At 61.5% G+C, this 24227-nt stretch carries 21 protein-coding genes; 13 read left to right on the forward strand and 8 right to left on the reverse strand.

Features of this window, described 5'->3' with window-relative positions; genetic code table 11:
• The first annotated feature begins 15 nt into the window (after window positions 1–15).
• The 3 genes from A5686_RS23650 (at window position 16) to A5686_RS23660 (ending at window position 4059) form a co-directional block, all read left to right on the forward strand.
• Window positions 16–1215 carry a thiolase family protein gene (locus A5686_RS23650; protein WP_067939373.1) on the forward strand — a complete coding sequence of 400 codons (1200 nt, stop codon included), beginning with the start codon at window positions 16–18 and terminating at the stop codon, window positions 1213–1215.
• 121 nt (window positions 1216–1336) lie between these two features.
• The gene (locus A5686_RS23655) at window positions 1337–2797 is read left to right on the forward strand and encodes an aldehyde dehydrogenase family protein (RefSeq protein WP_067939620.1); all 1461 of its coding nucleotides are present in this window, start codon (window positions 1337–1339) and stop codon (window positions 2795–2797) included.
• A 137-nt stretch (window positions 2798–2934) separates the two neighbouring features.
• Complete coding sequence (locus A5686_RS23660) at window positions 2935–4059, forward strand: ABC transporter substrate-binding protein (protein WP_067939375.1); 1125 nt, start codon at window positions 2935–2937, stop codon at window positions 4057–4059.
• A gap of 88 nt (window positions 4060–4147) precedes the next feature.
• On the opposite strand, the gene A5686_RS23665 is transcribed toward A5686_RS23660, so the two are convergent.
• From A5686_RS23665 to A5686_RS23695, 7 genes are all read right to left on the reverse strand, one after another.
• A complete protein-coding gene (locus tag A5686_RS23665; RefSeq protein ID WP_197520680.1) occupies window positions 4148–5080 on the reverse strand; it encodes an SDR family NAD(P)-dependent oxidoreductase in 933 nt (310 codons plus the stop codon).
• A 54-nt stretch (window positions 5081–5134) separates the two neighbouring features.
• Entirely contained in the window at window positions 5135–5908 is a 774-nt protein-coding gene (locus A5686_RS23670; RefSeq protein WP_067939378.1) for an SDR family oxidoreductase, read from the reverse strand.
• Between the two features lie 90 nt (window positions 5909–5998).
• Window positions 5999–7069, reverse strand: a complete 1071-nt coding sequence (locus tag A5686_RS23675; RefSeq protein WP_067939381.1) for a hypothetical protein — start codon at window positions 7067–7069, stop codon at window positions 5999–6001.
• A 40-nt stretch (window positions 7070–7109) separates the two neighbouring features.
• On the reverse strand, window positions 7110–8195 hold the full coding sequence (locus A5686_RS23680; RefSeq protein WP_156750212.1) for a dihydrodipicolinate reductase: 1086 nt from the start codon (window positions 8193–8195) through the stop codon (window positions 7110–7112).
• The gene (locus tag A5686_RS23685) at window positions 8192–9226 is read right to left on the reverse strand and encodes a Rieske 2Fe-2S domain-containing protein (RefSeq protein ID WP_067939383.1); all 1035 of its coding nucleotides are present in this window, start codon (window positions 9224–9226) and stop codon (window positions 8192–8194) included. Before A5686_RS23685 ends, A5686_RS23680 begins: the two co-directional genes overlap by 4 nt.
• 91 nt (window positions 9227–9317) lie before the next feature.
• Window positions 9318–10616, reverse strand: a complete 1299-nt coding sequence (locus A5686_RS23690; RefSeq protein WP_067939384.1) for an amidohydrolase family protein — start codon at window positions 10614–10616, stop codon at window positions 9318–9320.
• A 302-nt stretch (window positions 10617–10918) separates the two neighbouring features.
• Entirely contained in the window at window positions 10919–12259 is a 1341-nt protein-coding gene (locus A5686_RS23695; RefSeq protein WP_231986465.1) for a cytochrome P450, read from the reverse strand.
• 260 nt (window positions 12260–12519) lie between these two features.
• Between A5686_RS23695 and A5686_RS23700 the strand changes: the two genes are divergently transcribed.
• A complete protein-coding gene (locus A5686_RS23700; RefSeq protein WP_369829739.1) occupies window positions 12520–13749 on the forward strand; it encodes a CaiB/BaiF CoA transferase family protein in 1230 nt (409 codons plus the stop codon).
• Entirely contained in the window at window positions 13749–15026 is a 1278-nt protein-coding gene (locus tag A5686_RS23705) for a serine hydrolase domain-containing protein (RefSeq protein WP_067939392.1), read from the forward strand. The genes A5686_RS23700 and A5686_RS23705 overlap by 1 nt, the downstream gene beginning before the upstream one ends.
• A 360-nt stretch (window positions 15027–15386) precedes the next feature.
• Here the strand turns inward: A5686_RS23705 and A5686_RS23710 are convergent, their stop codons facing one another.
• Window positions 15387–15935, reverse strand: a complete 549-nt coding sequence (locus A5686_RS23710; RefSeq protein ID WP_197520681.1) for a TetR/AcrR family transcriptional regulator — start codon at window positions 15933–15935, stop codon at window positions 15387–15389.
• A gap of 345 nt (window positions 15936–16280) precedes the next feature.
• Here A5686_RS23710 and A5686_RS23715 point away from each other — a divergent pair, with 345 nt between their 5' ends.
• From A5686_RS23715 to A5686_RS23750, 8 genes are all read left to right on the forward strand, one after another.
• Window positions 16281–17138, forward strand: coding sequence for a mycofactocin-coupled SDR family oxidoreductase (locus A5686_RS23715; protein WP_067939397.1), 858 nt, complete (start codon window positions 16281–16283; stop codon window positions 17136–17138).
• Window positions 17139–17338: 200 nt separating this feature from the next.
• Window positions 17339–18166, forward strand: coding sequence for an ABC transporter permease (locus A5686_RS23720; protein WP_231986469.1), 828 nt, complete (start codon window positions 17339–17341; stop codon window positions 18164–18166).
• Entirely contained in the window at window positions 18166–19035 is an 870-nt protein-coding gene (locus tag A5686_RS23725; protein ID WP_067939399.1) for an ABC transporter permease, read from the forward strand. Before A5686_RS23720 ends, A5686_RS23725 begins: the two co-directional genes overlap by 1 nt.
• Window positions 19036–19044: 9 nt before the next feature.
• On the forward strand, window positions 19045–20091 hold the full coding sequence (locus A5686_RS23730; protein ID WP_067939639.1) for a Mammalian cell entry related domain protein: 1047 nt from the start codon (window positions 19045–19047) through the stop codon (window positions 20089–20091).
• Window positions 20088–21152 carry an MlaD family protein gene (locus tag A5686_RS23735; RefSeq protein WP_067939402.1) on the forward strand — a complete coding sequence of 355 codons (1065 nt, stop codon included), beginning with the start codon at window positions 20088–20090 and terminating at the stop codon, window positions 21150–21152. Before A5686_RS23730 ends, A5686_RS23735 begins: the two co-directional genes overlap by 4 nt.
• Window positions 21140–22108 carry an MlaD family protein gene (locus A5686_RS23740; protein ID WP_197520682.1) on the forward strand — a complete coding sequence of 323 codons (969 nt, stop codon included), beginning with the start codon at window positions 21140–21142 and terminating at the stop codon, window positions 22106–22108. The genes A5686_RS23735 and A5686_RS23740 overlap by 13 nt, the downstream gene beginning before the upstream one ends.
• The gene (locus tag A5686_RS23745; protein ID WP_082947802.1) at window positions 22108–23208 is read left to right on the forward strand and encodes an MlaD family protein; all 1101 of its coding nucleotides are present in this window, start codon (window positions 22108–22110) and stop codon (window positions 23206–23208) included. The genes A5686_RS23740 and A5686_RS23745 overlap by 1 nt, the downstream gene beginning before the upstream one ends.
• The gene (locus A5686_RS23750; RefSeq protein WP_082947771.1) at window positions 23205–24209 is read left to right on the forward strand and encodes an MlaD family protein; all 1005 of its coding nucleotides are present in this window, start codon (window positions 23205–23207) and stop codon (window positions 24207–24209) included. The genes A5686_RS23745 and A5686_RS23750 overlap by 4 nt, the downstream gene beginning before the upstream one ends.
• The last annotated feature ends 18 nt before the right edge of the window (window positions 24210–24227 follow it).

Genomic DNA, 24227 nt, shown 5'->3' on the forward strand with positions numbered 1-24227 from the left:
AATAAGAGGTATCGAATGGCTTCCGACGACATCTACATTCTCGGTATCAGGATGACGAAGTTCGGAAAACACCCCACGCTTGACGTGCTTGACTTGGCTTCCGAAGCGACGTTGGGCGCGTTGTCCGACGGGGGTGTATCCATCCGTGACATCGGCGTGATTGCGGCCGGGAACCTGTCGGGCATGGGCACCGGACTTGGCCAGGACGTGCAGAAGCAGGTAGGGCAGACCGGGATACCGGTATTCAATGTGGCGAATGCCTGCGCGACCGGCGCCACCGCGCTGCGTACGGTGATGATGGCGTTGAAGGCCGGGGAGTGCGAGATCGGTCTGGCCGTCGGTGCCGAGAAACTCTCTGGGGCAGGCATGCTCGGCCTCGCCGAGGCTCCGAGTGAGGACCGTTGGGTCCCCAAGGGTCGGTTCGGTGCCGTGGCACCCCTCGATGGCCGAATCGGCACCGCGGCAATGCCAGGCGTTTTCGCTCAGGTGGGACTGGAATACGGCCACCGGTACGGGGGAGTGAGCTTCGAATTGTTCGCCCGGATCTCTGCGAAGAACCACGACCACTCCACGCTCAATCCGCTTGCCGCGTATACGAAGTCGATGACCGTTGAGCAGATCATGGGCGAGCCGATGATGGCCTATCCGAATACCCGCGCCATGTGCTCGGCGAACTGCGACGGTGCGGCGGCGGCCGTCCTGGTCACCGGGGAACGGCTTAAATCGATGTCGTCTGAACAGCAGAAGCGGGCAGTGAAGGTATCGGCGTCGGTCCTGACGACCGACCCCTGGGAAGAGGGCTGTCAGGTACTGCCCAACATCAACACGCTGACCCGGAACGCCGCGGTGCAGGCATACGAACAGGCAGGTGTAAGTCCGGAAGATCTGGATCTCGTCGAGCTTCACGACTGCTTCGCCACCGCGGAGTTGGTCCACTACGACAACCTGATGCTCTGCCCCGAGGGTGGCGCCGTCGACTTTTTCGAGTCCGGAGCGCCAGGCAGAGACGGCAGCACGCCGGTCAACGTTTCGGGCGGGCTCGAGTCGAAAGGCCACCCCATCGCCGCGACGGGAATCGCGAACGTCTGGGAGATCTGCCACCATCTGCGTGGCGAAGCAGGCCCGCGGCAGATCCCGAATGCCGTTGTGGGCCTGGCCCATGTCATCGGCCTTGGTTCGACATGTGGTGTACACATCTTGGAGAAGTCCGCTTAGGGCCGCCGGGCAACCTTTTCAGCTGTCGGTCGAGGCCAAGATCCGTCCACAGAAACCCTACGGTGAATTATTGAATATACATTACTAAGTCGACTAGGCTACCCGCATGGGTGAAATGCGCATGCTGATCGACGGCAAACTCGTTGAAGCGGACGGCGGAAATGTCTTCGACAACATCAATCCGACGACCGAGGAGTCGTTGGGGCACGTTGCCAACGGTTCGGCGTCGGATATGGCGAACGCGGTGGCCGCCGCACGGAACGCCTTCGACAACACCTCCTGGGCGATCGACACGGAACTTCGCAAGCGTTGTCTCGATCAGCTTCAGGCGGCGCTCGAAAGTGAGCAGGAAGAACTTCGACAGGAGCTCGTGGCCGAGGTGGGCGCCCCGATTGCCTTGACCTACGGCCCGCATCTCGACGCGCCGCTCAAGCACGCCATCACCTGGCCACGCGACATGATCGACAAGTTCGAGTGGTCTCGATCGCTGGGGCCGGCCGACGCGCTGGGTTGGGGTATGCAAACCGAGCGGGTGGTGTGGAAGGAGCCGAAGGGCGTCGTCGGGGCCATCGTCCCGTGGAACTTTCCCGCCGAGCTGACCCTCACCAAGCTCGGGCCAATCCTGGCGATGGGAAACACCTGCGTGCTGAAGCCCGCCCCGGACACACCGTTCAATGCGACCCGCATCGGTCGGCTCATCGCTGAGAAAACCGAGATTCCGCCCGGCGTCGTCAACGTGGTGCCGTCGAGAGACCACTCGGTCGGCGAGGTACTCACTCGCTCGCCCGACGTCGACATGATCGCGTTCACTGGGTCGACCGGTACAGGGCGTCGCATCATGGAGGCGGCGGCATCCACCATCAAAGACGTGTTCCTGGAGCTGGGCGGTAAGTCGGCACTGGTCATACTCGATGACGCGCCGCTCGAGGAGGTGTTGGCCACCGCTGCCATGGCGTGCATCCACGGCGGTCAGGCTTGCGCACAAGCTTCTCGGCTGCTGGTGCCTCGCAGCAGGTACGACGAAGCGGTCGAGATCTGCAAGACCAGTTTCGAGAACTGGAAGTACGGTGACCCCAGCGTATTCGAGAACATGCAGGGTCCACAGATCAACAAGACTCAGCAACAGCGGATCATCGGCTTATTTGACAGTGCGCGCGAACAGGGAGCTACCACCGTATTCGGGGGTGGAATCCCGACACATTTCGAGAAAGGCTTCTTCGTCGAGCCGACTCTGTTCGCGAATGTCACCAACGATATGCGCATTGCTCAAGAAGAGGTTTTCGGACCCGTTCTAAGTGTGATCGCTCATGACAGTGACGACGACGCCGTTCGCATCGCCAACGACAGCACGTACGGCCTCTCGGGCGGCATCCACTCGGCCGATCACGAACGGGCGCTAGCGGTCGCCCGCAGAATCCGGACCGGCACACTGAGCGTCAACGGCGGAATATGGTACGGAGCGGACGCACCGTTCGGCGGCTACAAAATGTCGGGCATCGGTCGTCAGTGTGGCATAGAGGGGCTTGAGATCTTCACCGAGACAAAGCTTGTGGGGTGGCCCGTCGGTGACGAAGCCAAATGACCTGACTGGCTCGGCAGGGCTATGATTGCCGCCGTAAACCGGGCGACCTGCTGTCTCACCGATCAAAGTTGTTGTCGTGAGCCGGCTCGCCCTGCCCACCTAGTGCAGTTCTGAACGCCGTTCTACGGAGGTTTGGGATGTCCGATGCGGCCGGAATCGAGCCGATCAAGGTGGGCTTCCTGACCGACTACATCGCCGGGAGCGCTGCGATCGACGACCAGACCATATACACCAACCCGATGGACTTGGTGTTTGGTCGGGGATACGAATCGGGGGTGATTCACCGGCCCGTAGAGCTTGTTTCCAGGACGGTGCAGGGTCTGCCGCGGGGCAACGTCAGGGCGGTGGTCAACGCGTTCGGTGAGCTCGTCGACGAGGGATGCCTTGTAGTCATCGGGCCGGGCATCAGCGACAACGCCATCCCGCTTCGCCCCGAGATCGAGCGCCGGTTCCGCGTGCCGGCGATCAGCGTTTGCGGGTCTGAGGAATGGCTCGGCAAGTGGACCTTCGTGCTCCCAAACGGATCCATGACCGACGAGCCGATCTTCTGGGCGCAGATCTTGAAGAAACACGGCCACTCCACTGTTGGGATGCTGATCGAGCAGGCATACATCGGCCACAACTACGCAGAGAACTTCCGCCGCGCCGCCAGCGCGGAAGGTATCAAGATCCTGGTCGAGGAGAACGTATCGCAGACGGGTCAGGACGTCTCAGCAGCGATCGAGCGGATCCATCGATCTGGAGCTGAGGCCATCATTCACTGCGGCTTCGGGCTCGGCCACGCCGGGATCAACGCCGCGCTCGACAAGCTGGGGTGGAATCCACCGAGATACCTAGGCACCGCTTTCGAGACTGCGTTCAACGAGCACCTGTGGGATGCCACCAGGGGATGGATCGGCCTTGAACAGTACGACGAGGGCAATCAAGTCGCGCAGCAGTTCCTCGACGACTATGAGGCCGTGTACGGCCATCGGCCAGCCTTCTACGCTCCGTTGCTGTTTCGAGACTTGGCAATGGTCGTCCTGCATGCGCTGGCCGGCGCGAAGCCGCTATCCCCGCTCGCCGTGAAGGAATCCATTGAACGGGTGAAGATGCTGCCTGCTGCGTGTGGATCGGCCGGTACCCGAATCTCTTTCGGGCGCTGGATGCACCGTGGATGGGTCGGGTCACGTTACCTGGTTGCACGGACACTGGACCCGGACGGAAAGGAGCTCGGACAGTACTGGAAGTCGACACTGGTCGGCCGTTTCGGCGACGAATGAGTCGGCCCACAGCCGAGGGAAGGTGCCGGAATGGCTCGGAACAAGCAACGCATCCTCCTGGTTCGCACGCCCCGCTGGCCGCGACCGATCACGGGCCCGGATCGGGCTCGGGCGGCATGGCCGCATCGGCTGCCGAGGCGGCATGGGCGATCTCGTCGAAGATGATGGTCGGCACGAGAAGGTCTTTCGTATCGTCGATTTCCGATAGGTGGGCTTCGACGTCCTCGGCAGTGAAAGCGCGGTCGGGACTGAACCAGCCTCGTGTCACGCCGATCTGCAGTCTGGCCACACGCCCCTGAAACGCGCTGAAGACCGTGTGCGTTCTCGTGCACCGCTCGCTGGCGAGATACGCGACAACAGGCGCGACCTGATCGACGCGCAACGAGTCCAAAAACTCGCGCGCCTCGGGTGTTTCGACTGCCTCACCGAAAAGCGCGGCGGCCATTCGGGTCGAGGCCATCGGCATGATCGCGTTGGCGGTGATGCCGAATTCGGCTCCCTCGATGGCCGCGACGTTCATCATGCCGAGCATCCCGGTCTTCGCGGTCGCGTAGCCGAGCAATCCCGGCTGCCCGAATACGCCGGCCGCTGAGGACACGAAGACCAACCGTCCGTAACCGGCGTTCTTCATCGCCGCGAAGCCCGGCCTGACAACATGGAATGCAGCCTTAAGGTGGTTTCTCAGTGCCGATTCGAACGCTCCGGTGGAGTACTCGGAGAGCGGCGCAGAAGCGATATTGCCCGCGTTCGCGACGATGATGTCGAGCTTGCCGAACTCACGTAGCGCAAGATCGACCGCTTGAGCGCCTCCCGACTCGGTGCTCGCGTCGCTGGTGCACGGAACCGCTCGACCGCCGGCGGCCACGATCGCATCGGCCACGGATTCCGCTGGTGCGGAATCGGACCCGTTACCTGCCGGATCGGATCCGTTGTCGTGCACAACCACCTGCGCGCCTCGACGAGCGAGTTCGTGGGCATATCCCTCGCCCAGCCCTCGACCCCCGCCGGTTACGATAGCCACACGGTCAGTGAGGGTGATTTTATCGGCCACGTTAACCTGTTGGCGGAGTAGTGGTTACGGAGCGGCCGTGGGTTGGATTCGCGCAGCGACGGTCAGCTGTGGGATGAAGCTGCTGTTGCCACAGCGAATAACGGAATCCACGACACCGGTGAGGTGTTCGACATCGACTATTCCACCGTGCAAGTGGCCTTCCTGCATCCAGGTTTGAATTGCCGCCTCGAGAACCGCCGGATCCCAGTTCTTATTAATCTCCGTGGTCGACTCGCCTTCCCCGCCAGGGCAGTCCCCGAGGGCCATACTGGTAAAGCCGACTTCCGGGTGTTCCACCCGCCATGCCACGACCAGCTTGTCCAGCGCGGCCTTGGTAACTGCGTAGGCACCGAGCATCGGCCACGGGGTGGTGTAGTCCGCGCTGAGTGAGGACAGATAGATGGCCGATCCGTTGCTGCGACCGAGGTGCGGCAGCATCGCCGCGGTGACCAGCGACGCTCCGGTCACGTTGGTTGCGAACAGCGCCGCCCACTGCTCCGCGGTCGTTTCGGCCAGTGGAGCAAGGACGCCCATGCCGGCGCTGTAAACGAGCGTGTCCAAGCCACCGAATTCACTCAGTACGTCGTCTGTGGCCCGCTGGCACGAGGTGGGATCGGTAACGTCACACACCACGGCGACCGCACCGTTACCGGCCTCGCGGGCGGCATTGGTCAGGCGCTCACGCCGGCGCGCGAGTAGGGCGACCTGATGACCCCGCTTACTCAAACCGATCGCGATGCTGCGACCGAGGCCGCTCGAAGCACCGATCACCGCGATGCGCTTTAGCTCGCTTGTCATCGCGTCAGCTCCGTTGCGGCGCCCTTCATGGACGGACACCGTTGGCCATGTCATAAACCTCCCAGATGGCCGGTCGTATTGTCTGGGTTCTCATTGGCCGAAATCCGCACGGCCCCATACGGGCATGTCCAGGCAGCTATACAGTCCCGGCGCCGCGTCACAAGTAGTGGGGATTGCGTTCACGACGCGCCCGGCGGTCGCGTCGACTCCGGGTTGATCGCCGCCCGAAAGGCTCAGAGTCACATCCACCTTGGGCGTACCGTCGATGACGACCTGACTGGTGCGCACGTTGGCATCAGGTGTCCCGTTGACGACCGGGGCCCAGTCGTCAACTACCTTGTCGATCATTGAGTAGATGATGCTCATGGTGATGCGCGGTGTGCCGCCAACGAAAGCTTCGTGGACGAAGCGCACAGTCGCCACAGTCCCTTTGGGGATCGGGCCGGCCAAACACTCGTAGTCGGCATCGGCCACTGCAACCTCGCGTCGGGTGCGGACTTCGTCGAACGTTGCACCGAGCGTCTTGGCCACGGCCGTGAACGGCCCCAACCACCCGCCGATTCCTGCGCTGTCGACCATCGCGGGCTCGTCGGGTCCCTGACCGAATCCCATGAAGCTGAAGACCATTGGATCCTGGTAGGTGGCCATGAACACCCGCTCGGAAAGAGTGATCGACTTGATCGCATGCGAGACACTGCCACAGGCGATGATGAACGCGTCGGTGGTGTACCCAGGTGCGATACCGCTGCAGAAGAAGGAGGTCTTACCAGCCTTACAGCCATCCTCGAGACGATCGGTGATCTCGCGTGGCACCAAGGGCGGGTACGACAACATTGGCATCGTCGAAGTGACGATGTTCTTCCCGGACGCGAGTATGGCGGCCATCTCATCGATGACCTGACTGTCCTCGCGCCCGAAATCGGTCGCGAAGTAGGTCACACAGTCAGCGTCGCAGGAGAGAAATTCGTCGAAATCAGTTGTCGCACTGAGCCCGACCGGATTGATGCCGACGATTTCTCCTGAATCGCGGCCGGCCTTCTCCGGCGTGTGCACCAGATGCCCGACCAGCTCGAGGTCGGGGCGGGCGATCACCTCCCGTAGGGCCTGTGCGCCGGTGTCACCCGTGCCGTAATGCGCGACGCGGTACGTTTTTGAGCTCATTGCGCGACCCCGGTGATTCGAGGCCTTCGGACGGAGTGCTTCACCGTCGCGATCCTGCGCGCCGGGAAGCGTAGAAGGGTAGATCGACCGGTGACAGGTGCCCGGACCGGGCTGCGACGACCGCGGGGATCGCATTCGTCGCGGCAAGTGCGGTCATGGGGAGGCCAGAGGTTATCCCGTCGGGCATCGGATCCGGCATCAACAGTGCTCGATACGTTGGTCGCCCTTCCACCGTGTAAGCGATCGCTCCGTCTATGCCCGCCGGCAGACGCGGCCAGTGATCGGGAACCTGCGCGTCACGGGTGATCTGGGCGATGTATTCGATAGAAACCACCGGCTTGTCGCCCACGACGCCGGCGAGCTGCCAGTAGTACCCACAGATTGTGCCGGCCGGATAGGTCCCGACGTTGGTGGTCACGATGTCGACAGGGGAGGCCGCCGTCTCCCATTCCAGTCTGATGCCGTCGAGCTTGATCCCCAAAAGGTCTGCGATAAACCAGATCTCCGGCGTCCACCGGGTCTCGACCGTTCCGTCGGAAATTCGCGGCGGCACAAAGCCGTCGGGCTTCCCGAATCCCATCGATTCGCGCAGCACCGCCTCGAGCGGGTAGTCGTTCGCGAGGTCGGGAGTGAACTGCTGCTCGCGATATCCGGTCACCTCGCCGGACATCGAGAGCAGCGCCGCCGGGACGTTCATGCTCATCGCTCCGGGTTCGCTTCCGGTGGCGTACAGCGACGCGCCGCCGCTCTCGCATGCCGACTCGATGATCTCTCGAAACTCGGGTGGCGTCGCGCCTGGGTAGCTGATCTCGACCACGGCAAACGTGACCACGTTGGTCCCAGCACGCAGGAACTTGGCCATCTCTCCGACGGCTTCGAGCTCACGACCCACGGCATTGCCGGCATAACAAAGGCAGTCCGCCTTCAATCCCACCACAGCGTCCAGGTCGCCAGTCGCGAGGACCCCGGTGGTAGGGAGCCCGCAGAGCTCCCCGGCATCTTTACCTACCTTTTCCGGTGTGCTGACGTACTGGCCGACGAGTTCGAGTGCCGGGTCCTCGATGATGGCGCGCAGCGCCTCACGTCCCGTGACCCCGGTACCGCAGTGAACGACGCGCAGCGTCAACGTGTGCCCCCACTTCCCTGTGCGGCGTACACCTCGGCGGCACTTCCGCCGATACCGTCCGGATAGAACTGCTTGGCCCACCGTCGAATTGCGGTGAATCCCTCGTATTCCGCGGTCGCCAGCGCGGGCGGGTCCGAATAGCGCTGGTGCTGCCAGATGACGATGTCCTGCTCGAATTGCTTAATCACTTCTTGGCTGAAGACCTGCGCATCGGCTTCGGAGTAGGCGGCGTCATCTCGACCGATGTAAGCGGTGAATCGGACGTCGCTGGTGTAGTCGTCGACCGGGGTGACCCCCTGAACCGTGCGGCCGGCGAGCAAGCCATAGCTCCTGGTCACTGTCACTCCAAGGCCGCCGTTGATGGCTTCTACGTAGCTTTCGGCGACTTCGGTTTGTGCCTCGTCGCTATCTGCCGCACCGAAGGCGAAAGCGAGCTTGAAGTCGACGAAGGAGACCGGCTCGGCGAAGTCGTGCCGGGTGAAGACTGCCTCAGGAGTACCGTGCACATACCTGAAGTGGGCGAAGTCAACGCCGTTTTCCTGCACGTATTGCGGATGTATTTCCAGTCGCTCGCAGTACAACCTGCGCGGTCGGTGGAAGTCGTCGGGGCTGCTGCCGTCGTTGAAGTCGGCGAACACGTCGGGCGCGTCGAAATACGGTTCTCGACCTTGTACGTCATGCCAGATATAGACCGACTCGTTGCGCTCCACCACCGGATACGTGCGAATCCGCCTGCCTCGATTCGGGCGATTCTGGTAGGGAATACAGACGTTGCGGCCCTCCTGGCTCCATTGCCAGCCATGAAACCCACACTGCAACACCTCGCCGACGACTTTTCCACCGAAACCAAGGTGTGCGCCGAGGTGTTCGCAGAAGGCGCTCATGACCGTCAATCGGCCGGACTCGGCCCGCCAGGCGATCATTTCTTCGCCGAAGTAGGTCATCCTGCGGACGTCGCCAACGCCGATTTCATCGGACCACGCAACCTGGAACCAGCCGGTGGGCTTCATCGACAACGGCGGTTTGGGCATGCGAAAAATGCTAGCCGAGCCGACACAGCATTTTCTAGTGGTTCTAGAAATCTAGCTCAGGCCGCGGTGCGTCGTGCGCTGTGGCGGTGCGTCAGTCTTTGATGCCGGATAGTTCTTTCTGAATAGCGACCACATCGACGACCGACGAGCCTGACTTCGTGTCTTTGTGGTGGCTGAGCGCCTGAATGGATACGTCGTGGCCCTCGGCGGCCTTGCGCAAAGCACCGACTGACGCCTGGTCCCTGCTGATGTGGGCGAACGGGTCGAAGGAATACCAGCGCATCGCGTTCTCGTGAGTCAACTTGTCGATCTCGTCGTCTGGCACGTTGTTCGCCGACAGCACGGCCCACAGCTCTTCCGGCGCGCCGGGCCACATCGAGTCGCTGTGCGGGTAATCGGCTTCCCAGCAGATGTTGTCGATGCCGATCATGTTGCGCAGCGTGACGCCGACCTTGTCGCTGATGAAGCAGGTCAGGAAGTGCTCGCGGAACACCTCGCTGGGCAACTTGCCCTTGAAATCCTGGTGCGTCCACGTCGAGTGCATCTCATAGGTGCGATCGGCACGCTCGAGGAAGTAAGGAATCCAGCCGGTGCCACCCTCAGAAAGGGCAATCTTCAAGTCCGGATATTCCTTGATCGGCTTGGACCACAACAGATCCGCCGCAGCTTGGACGATGTTCATCGGCTGAAGGGTGATCATCACGTCCAGTGGCGCATCGGGTGCGGTGATCGCGAGCCGGCCTGAGGAACCGATGTGGATGTTTATCACGGTGTTGTTGTCGCACAACGCATCCCATAGTGGCTTCCAGTAGTCGTCGTGGAAGCTGGGGTAGCCCATCGCGGCCGGGTTCTCGGTGAAGGTCAGCGCGTGCACGCCCTTCTTCGCGACCCGCCGCACCTCTTTGGCGCATTCCTCGGCGTCCCAGATCACCGGGATTGCCATCGGGATGAATCGTGCCGGGTAGGCGCCACACCATTCCTCGATGTGCCAGTCGTTATAGGCCTGCACAAGCGCGATGGAGAAGTCGTGGTCCTCAGTGGCGAACAGCCGCCCGGCGAAGCCGGGGAAAGAGGGGAAGCAGATCGAGGCGAGGATGCCGCCGGCGTTCATGTCCTTGATGCGCTCGTCGACGTTGTAACAGCCAGGCCGAATCTCGTCGAGGCCCTGGGGTTCCAGCCCATACTCCTCTTTGGGGCGACCCGCTACCGCGTTCAGCGCGACGTTGGGGATGACGGTGTCACGGAACTTCCAGACGTCGGAGCCGTCCGGGTTGTGCACCAGCCGCGGCGCATCATCGGCATACCGCTGTGGCAGATGATTCTTGAACATGTCCGGTGGCTCGACGGTGTGGTCATCGACACTGATCAAAATCATGTCTTCCTTTTTCACTGACCATTCCTTTCTGTCGTGGGCTTAACCACCCGCTCAATGTCGAGAGTGATCTCATCACCCGGTTCGACACACTCGGCCCCCTGTATTCGAGGCCAGGACGATGACAGGCCCCGCTCGAAGGTGGTGGCGCTGCGGCCTACAACGGCGCACATCGACCGGCCATGAGCGTCACGATCGATGATGGGCGCCCACGCGCCGAAGGCGTTTGGAGCTCGGCACCAATTACCCTATGAAACATTGGAATTCGCCACCCTGAATTGCAATCAGTCAGTCAGGACATCGGAAGTTGGTCTGCTGAGTCATATCTGGGCGTCCGCGAAATCGGCGGGGTCGGTGGCTGCGTCGCGGCGAGTCACCCGCACGTTGAGTTTAGCGAGCCCCCGCAGGGTGGGATTCGTGCGCCAGCCGGGCGCTCCCAGGATGTCGATGCGGTCCACGTGATCGACGATCTCGCGCAGCACGGTGTGGCCTTCCAACCGGGCCAGATGGGCGCCCAGGCACAGATGAACTCCCGAGCCGAACGCGACGTGTCCGGTGGGATTGCGTTGCACTCGAAACTCGTCGGGATCCTCGAACTGACGGGGGTCCCGGTTGGCCGCCCCCCAGAGCAGCAACACGCGCGACCCGGCGGGAATTGTCGCCTTGCCCACGACGTAGTCGGAACGCGCCGTGCGGTACAGGCCTTGGATTGGCGAAAAGTAGCGCAGCTGCTCTTCTATGGCGCTGCCGATCAGCTCTGGGCGCTGTTGCAGGAGCCGCAGCTGGTCGGCGTTTTCGGACAACGTCAAAAACAGTGTGCCGAGCATGTTTGTGGTGGTCTCGTTGCCGGCGAGCAGCAGCAAGAAGGCAAAGAAGAACAACTCATCGTTGCTGAGTTTGCCCTCGTGGTTGTTCGCCACCAGTCTGCCCAACACCGTGTGGTCATCGAGTAACTCCCCCTGGCTTAGCTTCCTGGTGAAGTACGCATGGAAATGTCCGATCGCTCGGATCCCCGCTACCCCTTGCCGCAGCCCGGACGGCGACATATTCGCGTTGGCCAAGCGAACCGTCTCGTTGGACCATTCCTTGAAGGCCGCGAGATCGTCATCGGCGATGCCGAGGATGTGCGCGATCACGGCGGTGGGCAATGGCTCGGCGAGTGTCTGTACGACGTCTACCGACGAGCCGGTGAACAAAGGGGCCGTGTGGTCGACGCAAAGCCTCTCGACCGTGTCTTGCCATGACTGCAGGGCTCCGCGGGTGAAGGCCGGTTGCGCCTGCTTGCGCATTGCCGTATGCCGCGGTGGATCCACCGTCAACAGAGCGTCTGCACGCATCCGGCTATAAGCGATGCCATCCGCACTGGACAGCACGTCACTGGCCCGGGCGCCGGCGCGCACGTCCTCGTATCGGCTCAGGATGAAGATGTCGCGTCTCGGATTGTAGTGAACGGGCCCACCCGCCAGGAGGTTCCGATAGTGGGGGTAAGGGTCCGCGGCCATCTCCGCATCAAGTGGATCGAAGTCGGTGATCTCGACGCCGGCCGGCGGGGGTTTCCTGCGCACCTTGCGAGCAATAATGTGCGTCGCGTCGTCGGCGAATCCGACTGCAAGGCTTGGCGCGTACATCTTGAGGAACCGCATCTGGGATCGGATCGGCACGATGTGAGTGTAGATCCGCACGCGAGCAGTTGTAAAACAAGATTAGAAAACGCGCCAGGGCACGCCACAGGGCATTTTTCTCACGCCGATCGAGATGCGGTAGTGCCTGAGACTCTTACGGGCGAGTGGTGGGCGTGGATAACTTGGGGCTTTCTAGTATAGTTAGAAAATTGCGGCTGCGGGGCATGCGTCTTGGACCTCAGACAATTGTTTTCGCGCCACGTACGAAGAAGTTTCGGGTACCGGTACAAGGAGGTTCCGTGGTTCATCTACCCATGGCGGGTGTCAGGGTCTTGGAAGTTGCGCAGTTCACTTTCACGCCGGCGGCTGGCGCCGTATTGACGGAGTGGGGCGCAGACGTCATCAAAGTCGAACATGCCGAGACGGGCGACGCGCAACGCGGCCTTCGCATCGGTCCCTACGCCCCGGCGGAGGGTTCGTTCGCGCCGATCATGGACCATCCGAATCGAGGAAAGCGCAGCATCGGCCTAGCGGTCGACACGGCGGCCGGCTATGGGGTGCTGATGGATCTTGCTCGCACCGCAGACGTCTTCCTCACCAATTTTCTTCCCGATGCCCGCCGTCGACTGAAAATTGACGTCGACGACTTGCGAAAGGTGAATCCCAACATCATTTATGTACGGGGCAGCGCCAACGGTCAGCGTGGGCCCGACGCAGAGAGCGGCGGCTTCGACGGCACGACGTTCTGGTGTCGCGGCGGTAGTGCATGGAGTGCGACGCCCCCGGACTGCCCCCGACCGATTTCGATGCCAGGGGGGGCGTATGGCGACACCATCGGCGGAATGACCATTGCCGGTGGAATCGCGGCTGCGCTATTTGCCCGCGAGGCGACCGGCGAGCCTTCGGTGGTCGACGTATCACTGCTCGGCCTCGGGCTGTGGTCCATGGCGTTAAATGTTTCGAATGCTCTGATGACCGGGACCAATATCGAACCCCCGCCGCTAACTGCTCCGGTTGCGGCCGTAGCCAACCCGTTCGTCGGCTTGCTGCGCACATCGGACGATCGCTGGCTTTCTTTGGCGATCCTGCAACCAGGACGCTACTTCGCCGACACTTGCAAACACCTTGGCCTCGACCATTTGCTGGATGATCAGCGTTTCGCGACGGCCGAGGGAATTATGGAGCACACGAAGGAAATCGCCGACGAAGTCGCGCGCGCGATTGCGTCCCAACCTCTTTCGTACTGGCTGAACCGACTGCAGACACTGGAGGGCCAGTGGGCTGCGTTGCAGAATCAGCTGGAGGTCGGTGCCGATCCGCAGGTTCTGGCCAACGGCTACCTCGTTGATGTGATCGACGCCGAGGGAACCAGTCGCCAACTCGTTGCGAACCCCGTCCAGTTCGACGAACGTCCCCCGTCTGGTGCGCGCGGGCCCCTGTTCGCGGAGCACACCGACGATATCCTACGCGAGCTCGGCAAGACCGAGGATGAGATGATCCAACTGAAAGTCGAGGGTGCTTGCACGTGATGGCAGACGTCGCAGCCCATTCCCGCGCAGTTCCGTCCCACGACGCCCTCGACTTAGGGCACGGCGTGTTCGGCGCCGCGGATGCCCACTTCGAATGTGTCGTTCGTGCGTTCTCCACATTGTTTCCCGGCGGTCGCCTCGGCGGTGGAGCCTTGGCGGTCTATCTCGACGGACAGCCCGTCATCGATGTCTGGAAGGGGCGGGCAGACCGGGACGGCCGCGTGCGCTGGTCTGCAGACACCGCGCCGATGCTGTTCTCAGCGACCAAGGGCATGGCCGCTACGGTGATCCATCGCCTGGCCGACCGAGGGCTGATCGACTACGAGGCACCCGTCGCCGACTACTGGCATGCATTCGCTGCCAACGGCAAGGCGGACTTGACGGTTCGTGAGGTGATGAGGCACACCGCCGGCCTGTCGGGTCTTCGCGGGGCCACGCAGGCAAGCGTGTTTAACCACATCGAGATGGAGGAGCGGTTGGCCGCGGCCTCGCCGGGCCGCCTCTTCGGCCAACCCGCTTATCACGCACTCACGTTCGGCTGGCTGATGTCTGGACTCGCGAGGGCGGTCACCGGCAAGGACATGCGGATCCTGTTCCGGGAGGAGCTCGCCAAACCGCTGAACACCGACGGCTTCCACCTGGGCCGGCCACCCGCCGAATCACCTACCCGAGCGTCCGACATCATCGCGCCACAGAACATGACGGCACATCCGATCCTCACCTGTGCCCTACAGCGGGTCGCCGACCGCGTTTCGGGCGCGTACCGCTCAATGTACTTTCCCGGTGTCACCTCGGCCATCAAAGGTGACAACGACATGCTGGATGCGCAGATTCCGGCTGTCACCGGCTTCGCGACGGCCCGGGCGCTGGCCCGCATGTACGGGGCGATCGCCAACGGGGGAGAGGTCGACGGCACGCGGTTCTTGTCGCGTCGCCTGGTCACGGGTCTTGTCGGCGAACGGAATCTACAGCGGGACCGAAACATCTTCATACCGTTGGCTTTCCACCTTGGCTACCATGCGTTCCCGATCGGCATGCCGGGCTTCGGTCACATGGGCTTGGGCGGCTCATTCGGCTGGAGTTACCCCAAGATGGGCCTGGCGATCAGCGTGGTGCACAACCGGTTGATGACGCCGTTGGGGCCGGCCGACTTCGGCGGGTTCGTCGGTGTGTACGCGCTGATCCGGCAGGCTGCCGCCCGGGCACGCAAGCGCGGGTACCGGCCGGTGCAGCGATTGGGGGCGCCGTACTCCGGCCCGGGCGCCGTCGTGGAGTAGCGGCCTTCGAATCCTTTGAGCGTAGCCCACTTTCATGGTCTGGGCAGTGCGAGGTTGCGCCGTTCACGAGGTGACGGGCGGATCGTGGCAGCGGCGCCGCGAGTGCCTGAAACATCTGCGCCGCAACGTCTTTGCCGCCAACTCGATCCGGGATTAAAAGGGCGGTCTTGCACAGCTTCGGGGGCGAATACCCGCGTGGTTGGTATCCGTGGCACCGCAATTCTGTGCCGCGCGATCTGGCTGTTTGTGACCCGTTGTTCGTCCATATGCAGACCCTGGATTTCTATGACAGGACTGTGGAATAGCGGGGAGTATCCATCAATTGCCTCTACGTGCGGCCATGACGCTAGATGAATTCGCCTAGGGGACCAAGCGTTTCCGGACGCCATCGATGACTGTGGCTAGCCCATACTCGAACAGGTCGTCGCTATCGAAGACACCCTCGGCGCCCGACACACTAAAATACGTGGCTTCTCCGCTGCCCGCGTTTTGTGTTGAGTTGTCGAACCACAGCTGACCCGTCATAAATGCGGCCACGGTTGCGTATGCAAGCATCACTTCTTGCGTGCCCGCACCCGTCTCGGACAGTATCTTTACGCCCGTCTCAAACAGACGTTGGTAGGCAGCACGCGGTTTTCCGGCTTCGAAGGTTTCCGGGAGCATTAAGCGTATGCGTCTTAGCTCGCTCCGCACTGAGCGTTCAAACGTCCGCAGCCGGAGGTCCCACGGTCCAGGCGGCGGCTCCTTGACACGGTTTAAAGCCGCGTCAACCACTAGAGCAACCAGAGCTTCCCTGCTGCGGATGTAATGGTAGAGCGCGGCGGCAGTCACGCCAAGGCTGTCGGCGAGCATGCTCATGGTCAGTGCCCCCACACCGACTTGTCCGGCGAGTTTGGTTGCGGTCTCCAATATGTCGTCGAGGCTGATTACCGGCGGACGCCCCAGGGATGCGGGCCGTCGTGGCTCAGACGACGCGCGGTTCGAGGGTGCACTACGTTTGCGGCTCGGTCGCGCCATGCTGTGGTCAGCCCTCCTGACGAGCGTCAAATTTCGCGCAATATCTAACAACCGCCAAGTATCGCACGCCGAGCAAGTAAGCGCGCGTGGTCTGCGATCCGCCCCCGTTCAGCGCGCCAGGTCGAGCGCGATCGCTAGCCAGGGTGCGGGTAGCGGCCGTCGGGAGCCCTTGACTTTTCTAGTTATCTTAGGAAAAGTCGGTCGCACATTTCAGATCAGATCACCCTAGGAGAACTGATGCGCCTGAAAGGCAAAGTTGCGTTTATCACCGGCGCAGGGCATGGGCAGGGACGTGCCCATGCGATCCGCCTTGCCGAAGAGGGCGCCGACATCATCGCGGTCGACATCTGCGAACCGGTCCCCAGTGTTCCCTATCCGATGGCCTCGAAAGAGGAACTTGAACAGACGGTCAAGGAGGTTGAGGATCGCGGGGGTCGCATCGTCGCCCGTGTCGGAGACGTCCGTTCGCGAGAGCAGCTCGCAGAAGCGGTCAGGGCGGGCGTTGACCAATTCGGTCGGCTCGACATCGTGTGCGCCAACGCAGGCGTGCAGTCGATGTACGACGAATACCTCGGGCAGTCGTGGATCGATGGTGTTGACATCGATCTCTTTGGCGTACACCACACAATGGCCGTGACATTTCCACACCTGAACGACGGTGCCTCCATCATCATCACCGGGTCGACGGCCGGAATGATTCCTGGGCTCGTGGACAACCCGGCGCTCGGCTTCGGCGGAGCCGCCTACGCGTGGTCGAAGCGGATCCTCGCCCAGTACACCGAGGTGTTAGCGCTGCACCTCGCCCCCAAGTTCATCCGGATCAACTGCATCCACCCCACCAACTGCGACACCCAATTGCTGAATCACGAAACCGTGTACAAAGCGTTCCGGCCAGACTTGGAAAACCCGGGCAGGGAGGATGCGATTCCCGCGTTCACCATGATGCAGGCCATGCCGGTCCCGTTCATTCAGCCCGAAGACATGTCCAACCTCGTGGCTTTCCTGGCGAGCGATGACTCACGCTTCATTACGGGACAGAACATTCGCGTCGACGCCGGGTCGATGCTCAAGGCCAACCGTCCGGTCGGCACCTAGTTCTCGAACGTGCCGTGCAGTCGGGATCCGCGGATTAGCATCTTCACACACATTATGTGGAGCGAGCAGGGCAGATAGGGGGTAGGGGAGGGCCAGTGGCGCAGCAGCACGTCGACGCGGCCGCAGCCGCGCCCCGAACCACTAACGCTGTTCGCTCAGATGTGACCTCCGGGATCACCGGCCACAGGCTGCAGCGACCGTTGGCCCCGGCTTTCGCTGGTGGGCGCCGAGCGATACACCGGGGCGTCAGGATTCCCCTGCGTAGCGCGGCAACAACGGGTCGTGGCTTGCAATTGTTCGTGGACGTGGTGCGCTACGCGGCAGTCGACGCCTTCTCCCTGAAGCTGCCTCTCGGCGAGGCGCTCGTCCAAGCATGGACGTTATTCAAGGTGACCGCGGTCGCTGCGCTGCTGATGGCCATTCCGTTCGGGGCGTTGGTGACGGTAGTGACGTCCGGCCTCGTCAACCAATTGGGGGCGACCTCGCTGCTCGGAGCGGCAAGCGGGGTGGGCGTCATTCGCCAGGGCGCGCCCATCACTGCGGGTCTGCTGATGGGTGGCGCTGCCGCGTCGGCTATTGCCTCGGAACTCGGAGCGCGCGAGATCCGTGAGGAACTCGACGCGATGCGGGTTATGGGTATCGACCCGGCCCGCCGTCTGGTAGTGCCTCGGTTCTTTGCCCTGCTCGCGATCGCTCCTATCTTGGGTGTGTTGATCATGGTGTCGGGCACCGCGACGGCATACATCATGTCCGTCAATTTCACCCAAGTAACACCCGGTAGTTTCTGGCTGTCGTTTGGAGCGTTCGCAAAAATGGTGGACGTTTGGTTTGCCTTGGGTAAGACACTCGTCTTTGCCGCGATTGTGGTGATAATTTCGTCGCTTCGTGGAATGGAGGCAAAGGGCGGGCCGCGTGGTGTCGCCGATGCTGTGAATTCATCGGTAGTACTCAACGTTATCTGCATCGTTTTTGCGAATCTTGCGATAACGCAATTGCAGACAATGTTTTTTCCGATGGAGGTGGCATAGTGACCACCACTCAAGCCGGCGCGCCCTCCGCGTATTGGACCACACGACTGGTATCTAAGGTCTCTGCCTTCCCTTTTCGGGGCTTCCGCATGATCGGACAAGTGGCGCTATTTGCCGCCCAGAGTTTATGGTTGCTGCCGCTGACTGTCCACAAATATAGACGAGAAACGCTCAGGCAAGTCAATAGTCTTGCGTGGGGTCGAGGCTCGATCATAGTGGACGGCGGCGTGATAAGTGTATTGCTGCTCCTTGGAATTGCCCTCGGCGCTTCGCTTGCCATCGAAGCGCTCTCGATCTTGAATCAGATCGGGTTCGGTGCGCTTTCGGGATTGATCTCCGGGGTGGGATGTGTTCGGGAAATCGCTCCGCTGGTAGGGGGAATCGCGTTCGCAGCACAAACGGGTTGTCGGATGACAGCCGAGATCGGCGCCATGCGGATCGGCGAAGAAATTGATGCCGTCGAATCGTTAGGAGTACGACCAATACCCTTCGTAGTCGGTACACGGTTGATCGGCGCTATGGCATGCGTAATCCCCGGATACGCGTTAACGCTGATCGCAACGTTCGTCGTAATGGACACAGTCGTCGTCAAGTTCTACGGCCAGCATGCCGGCACGTTTAACCACTACTTCATCGAGTTCCTGACGCCCAGGGACCTCGCGTACTCCGTGATCAAGGTCGCTGTGTTTTGTGCCGCAGTGACGTTAATCCATTGCTACTATGGATATTTCGCCGCTGGCGGCCCCGAGGGTGTGGGTTCTGCATCGGGCCGCGCGGTGCGCGCGAGCATGGTCATGCTCATGGTGATGGATTTCACATTGACCGTGTTACTGTGGGGCATCCAGCCAGTGTTCGTGTTCAAAGGCTAGGTGGTAAGTTTGCTACTCCAGACTTCGGCCGAATCCGAAACACGAGCGCTGACAATTATCGGCGCGGCGGTGGCGGTCGTAGCTGCTGTCGGCTTGACGTTGGTCATCCTGAAGCCATTCCAAGGTCAACCCAAAGATCAGCTTTCGATTTCGATCGATACCCCCTATATCGCTCAGGGCATCATCGAAGGTACCCCGTTGGTCATGCATGGCGTGGAGCTCGGGAAAGTCACAGAGATTTCCAGCATTGCCGGCGGGCGCATCCGGCTGGGTGTCAATTTACACAGATCGCCCACCGCCGGTTTGACTGACGCAATGCAGATTGATTTTCGGCCCATCAACTATTTCGGCGTCAGCGGAATCAACATAGTCCCCGGGGCCGGTGGTCAGGCGCTCCGGAATGGTCTACTCATACATGCTGTACCGAGAGGAAATTACACGCTGCAGACAATGCTCACTCGTTTTGGCGAGCTTTCCAACAAAGTTATTACACCGCAACTGGTCAGCGTCATCGACCGGATCACCAGATATACCGATGCGCTGAATCCGCTGATCGAAACCGTGTTCATCGCAACTAATACGCTGGCGGAGGTGCAGACGGTGCCGACCGAGCGGCTCCTGGCCAATGCGACGGGTATCAGCGTGACCACTCCTGGTTTACTCAATGCAATCACGGATTCAGGCGACGTCGTCACGCATGGGGACAATAACTGGATGCACGAAGGCATGGGTGACCTTAGCGACAAGCAGTGGTACAAGGAATATGGAGTCCCTCACTGGAATGCCATCGTCGACGGAATTTTCGGATCGGTCGGAAAAGTCGAGTCGTCGCATGTCGGTGACCTGCTGCCGTTAATTAACGGTTTCCAGGGGATCTTGGACACGACGGCCCCGTTGCTGCGCCCTGAGGGCGTCGGCGACACGCTGGTCGAACTCCGTCACCGCTTCGAGAAGTTGTACGGCGGTACCCCTGAGCAGCGGGCGCTCCGGGTTCGCATCGTCCTTGACAAACTTCCCGGCATCGCCGCTCCCGTCGATGCCATGGGGGGTGCCTGATGAAACCCTTTGCGGCGGCGTGGCGACTCGTGTTAGTCGGTGTTGTGGCGGTTAGCGGCCTCATTCTGCTCGCGAGCGCAATCACCAGGCCCGTGGCGCCGTCTGTGCGCTCTTATACTGCCGAGTTCACCGACGTGTCCGGGTTGTACACGGGGGCCGACGTGCGCGTCCGCGGAGTCCCCGCGGGGAAAGTCCGATCCATCGATTTGCAGCGCCACGACGGCCAAAGCGTCGCAGGAGTCACGTTCACGCTCGAGAACCGCTACGGCATCGTGGCGAACACCCGGCTTGCCGTCAAGTATCAGTCTCTGACGGGTTCGCGGTACCTCGACGTGGTTAATTCGTCGGAGTCGTACACGGGAGCCGACCTGGTCAAACACGTGCCCCTGGCGATGACGTCGCCGTCGTTCGACGTCACCAGGTTGTTCAACGGGCTACAACCCGTGCTCGCGACGCTCAGTCCCGAGGAAGTCAACAGATTCACCCAGAACGCTGCGTCTTTTCTGGCCGGCGACGGAGGCGGCCTGGGACCCATGCTGAAAAGCATCGACACTCTCACTCGATTCGTGTCGGATCGCCAGCAAGTGATCGCAGTCCTGATGCGTAACCTCTCCGCCGTCGCCGACGCGATGGGCGGCAAATCACCCGACATGGTTCAGATGTTGGACTGGATCAACCGCCCTTTGGACGGTGTGCTCGGGGTGCTAGACGAATTCCGAAAGACCGAGCTCTACAGCACCGATTTCTTGAAGCCGTTAACGGCTGTTCTGACCAACGTCGGATTCCCGGTAAGGGGCAACAGCGCGGAAAGCTTCATCTATCAACACCCCGACCAGGCATTGGATAGCAACGTAACCAACATCAACGAGGGGATGGACCGGTTTTTCGGAAACATCGATAAATTCATGGATGCGTTCAAGCTCGTGCCGGTCATGTGGGAGAACATCGGACCGCCGTCGGCACCTAACGACCCGCTGCCGTGCTCTCGGGGTCGCTTCCAGCTTCCAGAGCAGATGGACGTCCTTCTGAACGGACAAAGGGTGGTGCTATGCAACCGCTGAAACTGCTGCGTAACCCCACCGCTTGGGGTGCCGGCGCGTTGGTGCTGGCCACCGTGGTGTCGCTCGTTGCCGCCTGGTTGTACATCAGTCCTCCGGGCCAGAAGATCGTCACCTTCTATACCGACGACGCCGCGTCGCTCCATTCCGGTGACCTAGTTCGGATCGCAGGCATCAACGTGGGCAAAGTATCCGACCTTTCATTGGAATCCAACCGGGTGCGTGTGCGGACAAAGGTCGACGGCTACGCGTTCGTCGGCGATCAGTCGCAAGTCGAGGTCCGGATGCTCACCGCTGTCGGGGGTTACTACGTGAACCTCGTACCGTTGGGTGACAAACCGTTGGGCACCAAGGCCATTCCGCTGGAGCGAGTGACAATGCCCTACAGCTTGATGACCATCCTCGCCGATACCACGAAGATCACCGACAAGCTCCAAGGCAACCCGCTCAAGGAGTCACTGGATCAACTCCAGAGTGGGCTCAGCGGCGACAACGCCGAGGCGCTCTCCTCGGTGATCGACGCGGGCAACAGCCTGGTGTCGACGATCCAAAAACAACGCGGTCAACTCACGGCCATCCTCAATTTCTCCAACGAGTACATTGACGCGCTAAACGGCTACAACGACGGAATCAGGACGCTGGTCCACAAGATTTCGATCGTCATTCAGACACTCGTGATCTACGGCAAGAAATTCGGCGACGGAATCACTGCGTTCGCCGACGTTCTGGGTCAGCTTTCTCCGATCGCATACTTTTACCGCGACCATCGTGCCGACTTCATGGAGAAGGTGCGGCATTACCTTGAGACCGCGCGGATGTATGCGGAGCACAACGGGGTGGTGGTCCGTTCACTACGGCTCATCGAGAACAAGTTCCAACGGGTGTTCGACGCGCAGAACGCGCCTCCAGACTTATTGGCCACCGACCTTTGTGTGCCGATGCCGGGGAGTCCGTGCTGATGGCCGGGCCGAAGTCGCGCCGCCTTTGTCGGATCGTCGTGGTCGCAGTGACGGCCGTCGTGACGGTGTCGACGGTCGGCTCGTGTGGCTCGTCGCCGAAGGGCGCGAGCGCCGACTATTGCGCAATCATGCCCGACGCCGTGGGGCTGTACGTGGGTAATCCGGTTACCCAGATGGGTTATCCGATCGGCAAGGTCACATCGGTCACACCGGGAAACTCCGACGTCCAGGTGCACTTTACGGTGACCGCGCCTCGTCGGCTGCCCGCCGACGTCAAGGCCATTATCCGCGCGACATCACTGCTCGCCGATCGGTCTCTCGAGCTGGTCGGCAACTCCGGATCGGCGCCCCAACTGCCCCCTGGCGGGTGTATCCCACTGGATCGCTCCTTCACCCCCAAGAGCCTTTCGCAGGTAGTGGGCTCGACCGCCAAACTGCTCAATTCGATAAGCCCCGAGGGTTCGACCAACGTTGCCGCTGCCGTTCGTGGAATCGATCAGGCCTTGCATGGCACCGGTCCGCGGTTCAACCAATTGATGACCAACACGGCGGCGGTGCTGGACAGTCCCGACCAAGCGATCAGTTCGATGGCATCCGTCATCGTCAACCTCGGTCAGCTGACCACCTTCGTCCGGGAACTGAGCGGGCCGATTAAGCAGATCATGCTGGACTTGCAAAGGACCCTGCCCGACATCATCAGGGTGGTCGAACCGGTTGGCCAACAGCTGTTCGGCACCTTGTACCTCTTCAAGATGACGTCGGATATCGAAGTGACGCTCGGCGAGCCGATGCAGGACACCATGGACGCGACGGCGATGGCCCTGCGGAAACTAGCCGCCCACGCTCCCCGGCTGGCCAACCTTCTCAACCCCATACCGTGGTGGATCAATACGGCAGCCAATTACTTCAACGCGCATGCGGCTCGCCACGTCATCAGGTACCGGCCCCCCATGTACCGCATCCGCACGCCCGACGGAGTCGGGATGTGCAACATCATGAACGCGAGCGCGCCGGGCAGCTGCGCCAATGTCCAGGGGACGCCCTACGCCGTCGACGTTGCGCTGTTGCAGTACGTGTTGACACAGGCGGCGAACCGATGAACCGCCGACTGTGCTCGATCGCCGCGGTCGCCGTCGCCGCCGTGGCCATGTCAACGACCGCGTCGGGATGCGCTGCACTCAATGTCAATTCGCTGCCCGAACCCGGCGGCAGCTACAACGGCGGGTACAACGTCGTCCTTCAATTCGAGAACGTACTCAACCTGCCCAACCACGCCAAAGTGGTGATGGGTGGTACTCAGGTCGGGACCGTCACCGATGTGAAGGTTACGAGCCGGCAGGTGGATGTCACCGCAAAGATCGACCGCAGCGTCTCTATTCCGTCGAATACTCATGCGGCACTCGAGCAAGCCACCGTTCTCGGTGACATCTATCTGAGCCTCGATCCACCTGATGGTCAATCCGCAGCACCACCATTGGCCCCGGGCGGCACAATCATGCTGGGGCAAACCAGATCCCCGCCCCAACTGGAAGACACGCTGGCACATCTCGCCGACTTCGTGTCGAGCGGTTCCATCCAACGTCTGCAGAACACGATCATCGGCATAAACCGGGTGACCCCGCCGGAGCCCGCGCTTCGGAACTTGGCTTCGCGGGTAACCGCCGATTTGAAGGATCTGTCCGACAACATAGATGTCGTCGACTATTTTCTGCATGGAGTATCCGGAACCGGCACCGTCCTGCACGACCGGCTTTCGTCCGCGCAGTATTGGTTCTCGCCGAGAGGCATGCGGGGCTTCGACCGTGCCATGCAGACGTCCAACTACCTCGGCAGACTCTTCCCATCGATCGGCAGCGTCTACACCGGCGGATACTGGCTGGCGCCATTTCTGCAATCGTTCGTCCAGTCGACCGACGCGTTACGACGTTCGAAATGGGCTTTCGAGGACGAGGAGCCTGCGTGGCGCAAGCTGTTTACCGACACGTTCCTACCGGAGGACAAATACCCGGCGATCAACATCACCTCGATCGTCGGCCCTGACGGTCGCGAGTTGTCGGGCAATGTGATGGATGTGCTACGGATGTTGGGCGCGGCGCCGTGAGAATACGAGATCTCGCCA

This window comes from Mycobacterium sp. E2479 (assembly GCF_001667925.1).
In the GTDB taxonomy this organism is placed as follows: domain Bacteria; phylum Actinomycetota; class Actinomycetes; order Mycobacteriales; family Mycobacteriaceae; genus Mycobacterium.

Excerpts from the sequence above, each read along its gene's own strand:
- A5686_RS23650 (WP_067939373.1), top strand. The coding sequence starts at position 16 with ATGGCTTCCGACGACATCTACATTCTCGGTATCAGGATGACGAAGTTC.
- A5686_RS23655 (WP_067939620.1), top strand. The coding sequence starts at position 1,337 with ATGCTGATCGACGGCAAACTCGTTGAAGCGGACGGCGGAAATGTCTTC.
- A5686_RS23660 (WP_067939375.1), top strand. The coding sequence starts at position 2,935 with ATGTCCGATGCGGCCGGAATCGAGCCGATCAAGGTGGGCTTCCTGACC.
- A5686_RS23670 (WP_067939378.1), bottom strand. The coding sequence starts at position 5,908 with ATGACAAGCGAGCTAAAGCGCATCGCGGTGATCGGTGCTTCGAGCGGC.
- A5686_RS23675 (WP_067939381.1), bottom strand. The coding sequence starts at position 7,069 with ATGAGCTCAAAAACGTACCGCGTCGCGCATTACGGCACGGGTGACACC.
- A5686_RS23685 (WP_067939383.1), bottom strand. The coding sequence starts at position 9,226 with ATGCCCAAACCGCCGTTGTCGATGAAGCCCACCGGCTGGTTCCAGGTT.
- A5686_RS23705 (WP_067939392.1), top strand. The coding sequence starts at position 13,749 with ATGGCAGACGTCGCAGCCCATTCCCGCGCAGTTCCGTCCCACGACGCC.
- A5686_RS23715 (WP_067939397.1), top strand. The coding sequence starts at position 16,281 with ATGCGCCTGAAAGGCAAAGTTGCGTTTATCACCGGCGCAGGGCATGGG.
- A5686_RS23740 (WP_197520682.1), top strand. The coding sequence starts at position 21,140 with ATGCAACCGCTGAAACTGCTGCGTAACCCCACCGCTTGGGGTGCCGGC.
- A5686_RS23745 (WP_082947802.1), top strand. The coding sequence starts at position 22,108 with ATGGCCGGGCCGAAGTCGCGCCGCCTTTGTCGGATCGTCGTGGTCGCA.
- A5686_RS23750 (WP_082947771.1), top strand. The coding sequence starts at position 23,205 with ATGAACCGCCGACTGTGCTCGATCGCCGCGGTCGCCGTCGCCGCCGTG.